Origin of the sequence: Archangium sp. Cb G35 (assembly GCF_001896145.1) — a bacterium.
Lineage (GTDB): Bacteria > Myxococcota > Myxococcia > Myxococcales > Myxococcaceae > Archangium > Archangium violaceum.
The window spans coordinates 170,993-181,814 of sequence record NZ_MPOI01000021.1; the positions used below are offsets into that span (position 1 = coordinate 170,993).

Consider the following 10,822-nt stretch of genomic DNA (forward strand, 5'->3'; position numbering starts at 1 on the left):
CAGTCACCATTACTTCTCATTCCGCAACACAACACTTGGAGGGACGCATGGGCGCACTGGAAGGAAAAACGGCCATCATCACGGGTGGAGGTTCTGGCATTGGCCTCGGGATCGCCGAGCGCTTCGTTCGCGAGGGGGCTCAGGTGGTGATCGCCGGGCGGAGCATGCAGCGGCTCGAGGCGGCGGTGGCGAAACTGGGGCGCAACGCCCGCGCGGTGCAGACGGATGTCGCCGACGAGGCCCAGGTGAAGCGGCTCATCGACTCCGTGGAGAGTCCCGACATCCTGGTGACGTGCGCGGGCGGAGCGGTGTTCGGCGCGGTCGAGCAGGTTCCCACGAAGTCCTGGCGCGAACTGTTCGAGGGCCGCTTCTTCGGACAGCTCTCCGCCTGTCATTACGCCGTGCCGAAGATGAAGCCGGGCAGCTCCATCATGTTCTGCTCGGGCATCGCCGGCCACGCGGCCCTGGCCAACTACGCGGGTGGAGCGGGCCTGTGCGGCGCGGTCAACGCCATGGGGCGTTCGCTCGCCATCGAGCTGGCGCCCAAGGGCATCCGGGTGAACGTGCTGTCGCCGGGGCTCACCCGTGACACGGCCATCGACTGGGGCGTCCCGTCCGAGGCGGTACCCGGGTTCCTCGCCGGGCTCTCCAACAACATCCCCATGAAGCGTCCGGGCACGGCCAACGACATGGCCGACGCGGCCTTCTTCCTGGCCACGTGCGCCTACGCCACCGGCATGGTGCTCGACGTCGACGGCGGTTGGACGGCGGTGTGAGCCGTCCGGGTGAGGGCGAGCAGGGCGCGGGCGGCCTCGCGCGGGGGACGTAGGCTGTCCTGCACCGTCTCGCCCAACCGGGTGCCGAGCGCGCCCAGCCGCGCGAGGAAGTGCTCGAGGCCCGCGCGGCGCACGCCCCGGGTGGTGCCCGCGAGGCTCGCCGAGGCCAGCAGGGCCCCACCTCCCGCCAGCAGGGCGAAGAGGGCTCCCGCGTTGATGAAGTAGTCCAGGCCCAGCAGCGGGCCTTCAATGTACGCGCGCACCACGCGGTAGCCCACGTGCCCCAGCAGCGCGAGCAGGGGCAGGTTGATGAGCGGCAGCAGCAGCCAGCGCGCCGTGCGCCACCAGCGGGCCACCGTCTCTCCCACCGCCGTGGTGATGGTGTAGCGCCAGGCGCTCGCCCGCGCGGACTTCAGCTCCGCCAGCACCGTGTCCACGTCCGGCAGGCCCAGGGACTCCGGGGCGAGGCCGCTCGCGTGCGCGAGGCTCCGGGCCTCCGTCAGCGAGGCGCGCGCCGCTCCCTCCACCGCGATGTCGTCCTCGAAGGGCTCCACCACCGCCGTCTCCGCCGCGCGGGCGCGCGTCTTGTCCCGCACCGCGTCCAGCACCGTGGAGGTGGCCGCCACCGCCAGTCCCACTGGCAGGCTGCGCCGCGCGAGCAGTGTCGCCGCGCCCAGGCCTCCTGCCCCCACGTAGGACAGCCGCATGCCCCACGCCGCCGGGCCCCAGAAGCGCCCCGCGGCCTGGTTGCGCACCTCCGAGGCCAGGTGGCCCTGCGCCAGCTCCAGCCGCGCCTCGAAGTCCGTCCTCAGTCCCTCCGAGGTGCGCGCCAGCCCCGACTCCAGCGCCGCGCGCGTCCGGGCCAGTGTGTCCTCCGTCTCCTTCAGCGCCGCATCCACCCGTGAGGCCAATTCCTCCAGCGCACCCCGCGCGTTGGAGCGCCGCACCCGCTCGGCCACCGCCTGCGTGCCCAGGGACTTGAGGTGGAAGAGGAAGGCGCCGAACTCGCCGGAGGGGTCCTCCCCCCGCTGCGCCGCCCGGCCGCTGATGGCGAAGACGGGCACCGACTCCAGCGCCAGTCCGTACTGCTCCGCGGCCAGCCGCCGCGCCTGGGATTTGAGGGCCTCGCGCGAGTCGGCAGACAGCTCGTCCGCGAAGTTGATGAGGAACACGAGCGAGCGGCGCCGCGCGAAATCGGCGAGGAACTCGGCCTGGGTGGCCTCGGCCACGCTGCCCCGGTGCATCACCACCAGCGCCACGTCCGCGCGCTCCAGGGCCGCGCGCGCCACCTCGCGGTGCGTGGTGGCCACGCTGTTGAGGTCCGGCGTGTCGATGAACACCTGGCCGCTCCACAGGCCCTGGGGGCCCGGCGTGTAGCGCACCACCCGGGCACCCACGCGGGCCAGGTCCTCCAGGCCGGCGCCCTCGGGGGCGAAGACGGTGGCGGCGGTGCTGGTGGGCCGGTCCTCGCCCTCGCGCGCGAGCGCCTGTCCGGCCAGGGCATTGAGCAGGGTGGACTTGCCCGCGCCGGTGGCGCCCACCAGGGCCACGGTGAGCGGCGCGTCCTTGCGATCCAGGCCGCGCGCGTAGTCCTGGCGCAGCCGCTCGAGCCGGGCCGCCTGGGGCTTCAGGGCGGGCAGGGCCAGCGCGGCGGAGAGCAGCGGTTGGAGCGCGTCAGGGTCGGGCAGGGCGTCGTTCACGGGCCGTAGACTCGCCAAGGAGCGCGCCGGTGCACAGTCCAAAATCCATACCGATGTTGGTGCGCTTCATTTCATGATTCGGGCATGCACGTCCTAGAGACTTCTTCTCCGTCCTCCGGTTTCACTGCATCGCGGCACCCGTTGGCGATGCTGCTCTCCCTCATGCTCATGGCCCTGGGCGCGATGGCCTGCCCCGGCACGCCTCCCCCGTCGACCAGGCCCGACGCGGGCCAGCCACAGCAGCGGCCCGACGCCGGCACGCAGGTGGATGCGGGCGAGCCGGACTCTGGCATCGTGGACCCCGAACCAGACGCTGGCGTGGAACCTCCGCCTCCCTTCACGATGCAGGCGGACGCGGAGCAGTCGCTTCGCTTCGAGCCGGAGCGCTTCTTCCCGTTCGACGTCCGGGTGACCCGCCAGTCCTCGTTCACCGGAAGCGTGGCCCTCTCCGTCGAGGGGCTTCCGCCGCACGTCCAGGTGGCTCCCGTGTCCATCGCCGAAACGGTGAACGCGGGGAGACTCGACTTCACCCTGGATGAGTTCGCCGCCTACGGACACATTCCCGTCAAGGTCGTGGGCGAAGGTGGCGGCAAGCGCGTCGAGCACGCACTGACCCTGGACATCCAGCCTGGACAGGCCGCCCTGGATAACGCCTTCGGGAGCAACGGCATCGCGATGCCCGGGCTGGGTCACCCGGCGGTGTCCATCAACGTCATGGCCGTGCAGCCGGATGGCAGATGGATCCTCGTGGGCTCCACTGGCTCCACGGGGCTGAGGGACGTGCTGGTGGCACGGCTGCTTGCCGATGGGACGCCGGACGCCTCGTTCGGCACCAACGGTGTCGTCGTCACCGACATCTGCGGGGGCGACGATTTCCTCGATGCCGTGACCGTGTTGCCGGATGGGCGGATCCTCGTCGCGGGCGCGGCCATGGCCGCCACGGGGAACTGCTCGGACACGCGGTACCAGAGCGTGCTCTTCGCCCGGTACACGTCCACCGGCGCCCCGGACACCACGCTCGGAGGCACCGGCGTGCTCACCTTCCGGATCTCCTCGGGTTCCACCATCACCCCCGCCGTGCTGCACGCCGTCGCCGTGGACTCGCAGGGACGCATCGTGGGGGCGGGCACCGCGCAGCACGATGACAAGGACATCCTGCTCATGCGCATCAGTCCGACGGGTGCCGCCGACAACACCTTCGGTGGAGATGGGGTCGTCTCGAGGGACCTGGGCACGAACGAGGAGGGCATGGGGCTCGTCATCCAGGCCGATGGGAGGTTGGTGGTGACGGCGGCGCAGGGGAACACCAACCGGGACATGGTGATGCAGCGCTTCACCACGAGCGGCTCCCTGGACGTGTCCTTCGACTACTTCTCCACCTGGTCCAGCATCGATCTCGTGCCCCGCACCCTGCACCTGTTGTCCAACGGGAAGTTCGTGGTGGGCGGACAGATGACGCGCGCGACAGGCGAGACCGAGGTCTTCCTGGCGCGCATCACCTCGGGCGGCGATAACGACACGACCTTCGCCTCGTCGGGCTACCGCTTCCTCAAGGCGGGCCAGAACGACACGCTGGCGGGCACGGGGGTCCTCCCGGGTGGGCAGCTCGTCGCGGCCACCTGGAGCAAGGACGCCGCGGGCAGGTCCGGAATCGGCGTCGTGCACGTGTCGGAGATTGGCGTCACGCTCCGCACGCACCGCACCGATCTGCCGGGTGAGGAGAAGCCTGGTGCCGCCCTGCTGGATGCCGACGGCTTCCTCCGGGTGGCCGGTGTGCGCACCTCGCCCGAGCAGCCCACGGAGGCCCCCTTCGTGACGCGCTTCTGGCCCTACTGAGGCCGGGTCCAGGCCGAGGCGGGCCCGGCCTCGCCAGGGAGTACGCCGGTGCACACTCCCGGGGGCGGGCGAGCTTCCGCCACCGGGCATTCCGGCCCTTCCCCCACGGAACGGGCGCCTCTCCGGCATGGCTCCATGCTAGAGGCGTCCGGGAATGCAGCTCTACGAGCCCACGGCGACGGCCTTCCTGCTCACCGCGCTCGGCGTGCTGATGGGCGGGAGCGCGCTCTTCAGCCGTGCCGCCGGACGTTTCGGTGTCCCCGTGGCCCTGCTCTTCATCCTCCTGGGCGTGCTGGGGGGCTCCGAGGGCGTCGGCGGCATCGCCTTCGAGAACTACGGCTTCACCTTCCGCCTGGGCACCGTGGCGCTGGTGCTCATCCTCTTCGATGGTGGCCTCAACACCCCGCTGTCCGCCATGCGCCACGGCCTCAAGCCCGCGGCGCTGCTGGCCACCGTGGGCGTCATCGGCACGGCGCTCGTCACCGGTGTGGCCGCGCACCTCTTCGGCTTCGAGTGGAACCAGGCGCTGCTGCTCGGGGCCATCGTGTCCTCCACGGACGCGGCGGCCGTCTTCTCCGTGCTGCGTGGCAGCGGCCTGCACCTCAAGCGCCGCGTGGGCGTGACGCTGGAGCTGGAGTCGGGCCTCAACGATCCCATGGCCGTCATCCTCACCATGGCGCTCACCGGGGCGCTCGTGAGCGGGGATCCCCTGGACTGGCACATCCTGCTGCATGCCGCCGTGCAGATGGTGGTGGGCGCGGCCTTCGGCGTGGGCTTTGGCTACGCGGGCCGGCTCCTGCTCTCGCGCGTGCACCTGGCCGCCGGTGGCCTCTACCCCGTGCTCACCCTGGCGCTGGCCTTCCTGGCCTTCGGGCTGCCCACGCTCTTCGAGGGCAGTGGCTTCCTCTCCGTGTACGTCGCCGCCGTGTTGATGGGCAACCAGGCCTTCCCCTACCGCAGCGGCCTGCTGCGCGTGCACGACGCCATGGCGTGGCTCGCCCAGGTGTGCATGTTCCTCATGCTCGGACTGCTCGCCATCCCCACGAAGCTCGTGGAGGTGGCCTGGGTGGGCGCCGGGGTGAGCGTGGTGCTGGCCTTCCTCGCCCGGCCCCTCGTGGTGATGCTGTGCCTGCTGCCCTTCCGCTTCCCCTTGAAGGAGTCCTTCTACGTGGGCTGGGTGGGCCTGCGCGGCGCGGTGCCCATCATCCTCGCCACCTTCCCCGTGCTGGCCCAGGCACCGGGCGCCTTCTCCATCTTCAACGTGGTGTTCTTCATCGTGGTGGTCAACGCGCTCATCCCCGGCTCCACGGTGCCGTGGCTCACGCGCCGGCTGGGGCTCGTCTCGCTCGCGCCGCCTCCACCCCCGGCCGCGTTGGAGCTGACGTCCATGCACCAGCTCGACGGCGAGGTGGTGCCCTTCTACGTGGACCCGGCCTCGGCCGTGGCGGGCGCCACCATCGCCGAGCTGCCGCTGCCCGGCTCCGCCGTGGTGACGCTCATCGTGCGCGGCAAGGATCTGGTGCCCGCCAAGGGTGCCACCCAGCTGCTGCCCGGCGACCACGTCTACGTCTTCTGCAAGCCCGCGGAGCTGGCCGAGGTCCACCTCCTGCTCGGCCAGCAGATGGACGAGTGAGCCGGCGCCTCACGCCGGCTTCTTCTGCTTCTGCTCGTCCTTCTCGAAGAGCTCCCGCAGGTCCTGGCGCGCCTGCTCCGCCAGCCCGGTGAGCTGCTTCATGTCCTTGTGGTGGATGAACGAGGTCCGAGCAGCGCCGTGGCGGTGAAGAGCTCCTGGCTGTGCAACCACCGCGGCCGCCAGGAAGATGAGCGCCTGCTGCAGGAAGGACATGCCCTCCTTCATGACACCGCCGCTCGAAAGAGGGCAAGACGCGTGGTCAGCGAGCAGGTGCCGGGGTCTCCGCCCGGGCGGGCAGCGCGAGGAGCGCTGGGCGGGCCGGGTGGAATGGCCCTCCGGCTCTTCACTGTTGGTTTCACCTCAATCCATCGGATCCAAGCCCTTCATGCCGCTTCAATCACCCGACATGCCGGACTGCGCTCCTCCCTGCCCACCGCGCCCCGCCTCCCAGACGGGCGACGACGAGAGCTTCCGCCTCCTGGTGGAGAGCGTGGAGGATGCCGGCATCTGCATCCTCGGGACCGATGGCCGCGTGGTGAGCTGGAACGCGGGGGCCAAGGGCATCACGGGCTATGGCGCCGGGGAGGTCATCGGGCAGCACCTGTCGGTGTTCTTCCTCGAGGAGCAGATCGCCGCGGGCCTGCCGCAGCGGCTGCTGGCCGAGGCGGAAGCGCACGGCCGGGTGCGAGACGAGGGCTGGCGGGTGCGCCGGGATGGCTCGCGCTTCTACGCCCTCGTCGTCATCACCGCGCTGCGCGAACCGGATGGCCGGCTGCGGGGCTTCTCCGGCTTCGCGCGCGATCTCACCTCCCGCCGGGAAACCGAGCTCCAACTGCGCGAGGCCCGGGACGCGCTGCGTCGTAACGAGCTGCTGTCCCACATGGGCTCGCTGGTGGCCGGGGTGGCCCACGAGGTGCGCAACCCCCTCTTCGGCATCACCGCCACCCTGGATGCCTTCGAGGCGCGCTTCGGGCACTCGCGGGAGCATGCGCCCTTCGTCTCCACGCTGCGCAGCGAGGTGTCCCGTCTCCACCACCTGGTGCACGAGCTGCTCACGTACGGCCGCCCGCCGGGCACGGAGCTCCATCCCTGCTCGCTCTCCAGCGTGCTCGAGGAGTCCGTGAGCCTCACCGGCTCCCTCGCCCATGAGCGCGAGGTGCATGTGGCCCTGCGCGTGGAGCCGAGGCTGCCCCGCGTCCCCATGGATCCGGGCCGGCTCATCCAGGTGTTCCAGAACCTGCTCGCCAACGCGCTCCAACACTCTCCGTGCGGCTCCACCGTGCGGCTCACCGCGAGGCGGCTCGTGGACGAGGGGCGCGCCCGGGTGGAATGCACGGTGGTGGATCAGGGACCCGGTTTCGTTCCCGGGCACCTGCCCCGCGTCTTCGAGCCCTTCTACTCCCAGCGGCCCGGTGGAGTGGGCTTGGGTCTTCCCATCGTCAAACGTATCGTTCAAGAGCATCACGGCTCGGTCTCCGTGGGCAATGGACCCGAGGGGGGAGCCGAGGTCCGGGTGTATCTCCCGGCCGAGGGGGAGCCGAGTGCAGAAACGCATTCTGGTAGTCGATGACGAGCCGGCGGTCCGCTTCGGCCTCCGCCACTTCTTCGAGGCCAATGGGGTGGAGGTCGTCGAGGCGCAGACCTGCCGCGAGGCGCGCGAGCTCTTCCGGGGCTACCGGCCGGACCTCGTCCTGCTGGACTACCGCCTGGCGGATGGCACCGCGATGGACGTGCTCCCGGAGATGCGGGCGTTGGATCCCTCCATCCCCGTGCTGGTGCTCACCGCGCACGTCTCCATCGACGCCGCCATCCAGGTCATCAAGCAGGGCGCGGAGCACTTCCTGCCCAAGCCCGTGGAGCTGCCCACCCTGTGGGTGATGGTGGAGCGCCTGCTGGAGGCCCAGCAGACCCGCCGCCAGCAGCAGGCCCTGGCCGCCAGCCGCGCCGAGGAGCTCGACCCCTTCCTCGGCGGCAGCCGTGCCATCCGCGAGCTGGAGGCCACCGCCCGCCGTGTGCTGGACAGTGAAAGCCCCGTCCTCATCCAGGGCGAGACGGGCTCCGGCAAGGGCGTGCTCGCCCGGTGGCTGCACCTGAATGGCCCCCGGGGCGGGGGCCCCCTCGTCCAGCTCAACTGCGCCGGGTTGCTGCCCCAGTTCCTCGAGACGGAGCTCTTCGGCCACGAGCGCGGCGCCTTCACCAGCGCCGTCAGCCGCAAGCAGGGCCTGCTGGAGGTGGCGCACCGCGGCACCGTGTTCCTCGACGAGATTGGCGACATGGACCTGCAGGTGCAGCCCAAGCTCCTCAAGGTGTTGGAGGAGAAGCGCTTCCGCCGGCTGGGCGAGGTGGAGGACCGCTCGGTGGACGTGCGCCTCATCGCCGCCACCCACCAGGACCTGGCCGAGTTCGTGCGCACGCACCGCTTCCGCTGCGACCTGTACTTCCGCATCAGCACCCTGCCGCTGCACCTGCCCGCGCTGCGCGAGCGGTCCGAGGACATCCCCGTCATCGCCCGGGACATGCTCGCCCGGCTGTCCCGCGAGCTGGGCCGCCCCGGGTTGGAGCTCACGCCCCAGGCCGAGGCCGCCTTGCGCGCCTACCCCTGGCCCGGCAACCTGCGCGAGCTGCGCAACGTGCTCGAGCGCGCCGTGCTCCTCTCCTCCACGTCCACCCTGCGTCTGGATGACCTGCGCTTCAACCACGCCATGGCCCGGGCGCTCTCGGCCTCGCCCCCGGAGTCCAAGGAGCCCGTGTCCGAGGCCGCGGAGCTGGACCTGACCCTGCAGGAGGTGGAGCGCCGCCACATCGAGCGGGTGCTCGCCGCCGAGGGCGGGCACGTGGAGCGAGCGGCCAGGCGGCTCGGCATTCCCCGCAGCTCGCTGTACCAGAAGCTCAAGAGCCTGGGCCTGTCGTCCAAAGTCTAGAATCCGGAATCCGGACCCTGGACATGGGCCGGAGGGACGGGGCTTCTGGTTGTGATTCCGAGGATTTGTCCTCCAAAGGACAATGGCTTGGAAATTGCTCTTGACAGCCCCGCCCAATGACCTGGTTCCACGACCTGAAGATTGCCACCAAGCTGCTCGTCGCCTTCCTCGCCCTGAGCACGTTCACGCTGCTGCTGGGTGCCTTCGCTCTCCGTCAAATGGACGTGATGAACGACGCGACGGATGAGGTGACCGACACGCTGATGCCGGCCCTCGCCTACGTTTCGGACGCGAACACCGATACCTCGGACTTCCTCATCGCCGGGCTGCAGCACATCCTCACGAACGACCCCGCGCAGATGGCCCAGTACGAGCGGGAGCTGCAGGAGCTGCAGGAGAGCATCAATCAGTACATGGCGAAGTACGAGGCCCTCATCCGGTTGGAGGAGGAGCGGCGCCTGTACGAGGAGTTCACCCGGGACTGGAAGAACTTCCTGAACGAGCACGAGAAGGTCATCGCGGTCTCGCGCTCGGGTCAGGATGAGGAGGCCCGCGCCCTCTACCGCGAGCGCTCGCGGCCCGCCTACAAGGAAGCCAACAAAAACCTGGAGGAGCTGGTGGTCGTCCTCCAGAAGGCCTCGAGGAAGGCCTCGGAGCACTCGGACGCCACCCATGCGCTCGCGCGGGGGTGGATCCTCTCCACCATGGGCGCCAGCCTGCTCATCGGCCTGCTGCTCAGCATGCTCATCGCCCGGGTCATCTCGCGGCCGCTGAACGACGCGGTGCAGGTGGCGGACCGCATCGCCGAGGGCGACCTCACCGTCCGTATCACCTCGGAGACGCAGGACGAGGCGGGCCGGTTGCTGGCGGCCCTGCAGCGCATGGTGCAGAAGCTCTCCCAGGTCATCGGTGAGGTGCGCGAGGGCGCCGGTGCGCTCGCCTCGGCCTCCTCCCAGGTGTCCGCCTCCTCGCAGAGCCTGTCGCAGGGCACCAGTGAGCAGGCCAGCAGCGTGGAGGAGACCACCTCCAGCCTGGAGCAGATGACGGCCAGCATCACCCAGAACCGCAGCCACGGCCGGCAGATGGAGGAGATGGCCGTTCAGGGCGCCAAGGACGCCGAGGAGGGGGGCCGGGCGGTGAAGGAGACGGTGGAGGCCATGGGCTCCATCGCGGAGAAGATCTCCATCATCGAGGAGATCGCCTACCAGACGAACCTGCTGGCGTTGAACGCGGCGATTGAAGCGGCCCGGGCCGGAGAGCACGGCAAGGGCTTCGCGGTGGTGGCCACGGAGGTGCGCAAGCTGGCGGAGCGCAGCCGGACGGCGGCCAAGGAGATTTCGGGGCTGGCGACGAGCAGCGTGAAGGTGGCGACGCGCTCGGGACAGCTGCTGGAAGAGCTGGTGCCCAACATCCGAAAGACGGCGGACCTGGTGCAGGAAGTGGTGGCCGCCTCGGTGGAGCAGACGAGCGGCGTCACGCAGATGAACAAGGCGATGCAGCACGTGGACCAGGTGACGCAGCGCAACGCGTCGGCGTCCGAGGAGCTGGCGTCCACGGCGGAGGAGCTGTCCTCCCAGGCCGAGGCGCTCAGCCAGTTGGTGTCCTTCTTCCGCACGGCGGAGGGCCCCGAGCGCTCCTGGCGCCCGGGAACCCGGCCCCCGGCGGGCGGGCACTTCGCGGGGGCGGCCCACTCCGCGGGGCATGGGCTGAAGGCGGTGGCGGGTGCGCTCGCCCACCCTGGAGCCCCGGCGCCTCGCGCCTCCGCTCCTGTTTCCGCCGCGCTCCCGGACGAGGACCGCGAGTTCAAGCGTTTCTAGGTGCCCGCCGCGATGAATACACAGACGCCCGCCGCCTCCTCGCAGTACCTCAGCTTCATCCTCGCCGGGGAGGAGTACGCGCTCGGAATCCTGCAGGTGAAGGAGATCATCGAATACGACACGGTGACACGCGTGCCGG

General features: G+C 70.4%; 9 protein-coding genes. 7 read left to right on the forward strand and 2 right to left on the reverse strand.

What is annotated here, in order from left to right; genetic code table 11:
• Positions 1-47: 47 nt before the first annotated feature.
• A complete protein-coding gene (locus tag BO221_RS47680) occupies positions 48-776 on the forward strand; it encodes an SDR family NAD(P)-dependent oxidoreductase (RefSeq protein WP_073567596.1) in 729 nt (242 codons plus the stop codon).
• On the opposite strand, the gene BO221_RS47685 is transcribed toward BO221_RS47680, so the two are convergent.
• Positions 725-2,476 (reverse strand): GTPase, encoded by a 1,752-nt coding sequence (locus BO221_RS47685; protein WP_073567597.1) that lies wholly within the window; start codon positions 2,474-2,476, stop codon positions 725-727. The two genes, BO221_RS47680 and BO221_RS47685, sit on opposite strands and share 52 nt — an antisense overlap.
• Before the next feature lie 84 nt (positions 2,477-2,560).
• Here BO221_RS47685 and BO221_RS47690 point away from each other — a divergent pair, with 84 nt between their 5' ends.
• Both BO221_RS47690 and BO221_RS47695 read left to right on the forward strand, forming a co-directional pair.
• Complete coding sequence (locus tag BO221_RS47690) at positions 2,561-4,312, forward strand: delta-60 repeat domain-containing protein (protein ID WP_073567598.1); 1,752 nt, start codon at positions 2,561-2,563, stop codon at positions 4,310-4,312.
• A gap of 154 nt (positions 4,313-4,466) precedes the next feature.
• Entirely contained in the window at positions 4,467-5,945 is a 1,479-nt protein-coding gene (locus BO221_RS47695; RefSeq protein ID WP_073567599.1) for a potassium/proton antiporter, read from the forward strand.
• Between the two features lie 9 nt (positions 5,946-5,954).
• Here BO221_RS47695 and BO221_RS47700 read toward each other — a convergent pair whose 3' ends face one another.
• Positions 5,955-6,158 (reverse strand): hypothetical protein, encoded by a 204-nt coding sequence (locus BO221_RS47700; protein ID WP_083682582.1) that lies wholly within the window; start codon positions 6,156-6,158, stop codon positions 5,955-5,957.
• 172 nt (positions 6,159-6,330) lie between these two features.
• Here BO221_RS47700 and BO221_RS47705 point away from each other — a divergent pair, with 172 nt between their 5' ends.
• From BO221_RS47705 to BO221_RS47720, 4 genes are all read left to right on the forward strand, one after another.
• Positions 6,331-7,515, forward strand: a complete 1,185-nt coding sequence (locus BO221_RS47705) for a nitrogen regulation protein NR(II) (RefSeq protein WP_158080046.1) — start codon at positions 6,331-6,333, stop codon at positions 7,513-7,515.
• The gene (locus tag BO221_RS47710) at positions 7,487-8,866 is read left to right on the forward strand and encodes a sigma-54 dependent transcriptional regulator (protein ID WP_233166585.1); all 1,380 of its coding nucleotides are present in this window, start codon (positions 7,487-7,489) and stop codon (positions 8,864-8,866) included. Before BO221_RS47705 ends, BO221_RS47710 begins: the two co-directional genes overlap by 29 nt.
• Before the next feature lie 116 nt (positions 8,867-8,982).
• Positions 8,983-10,683: a methyl-accepting chemotaxis protein gene (locus BO221_RS47715; protein ID WP_073567602.1), complete on the forward strand. Its 1,701-nt coding sequence runs from the start codon at positions 8,983-8,985 to the stop codon at positions 10,681-10,683.
• A gap of 12 nt (positions 10,684-10,695) precedes the next feature.
• Positions 10,696-10,822 (forward strand): chemotaxis protein CheW (locus BO221_RS47720; protein ID WP_198956328.1); only part of this gene is annotated, 127 nt, incomplete at its 3' end.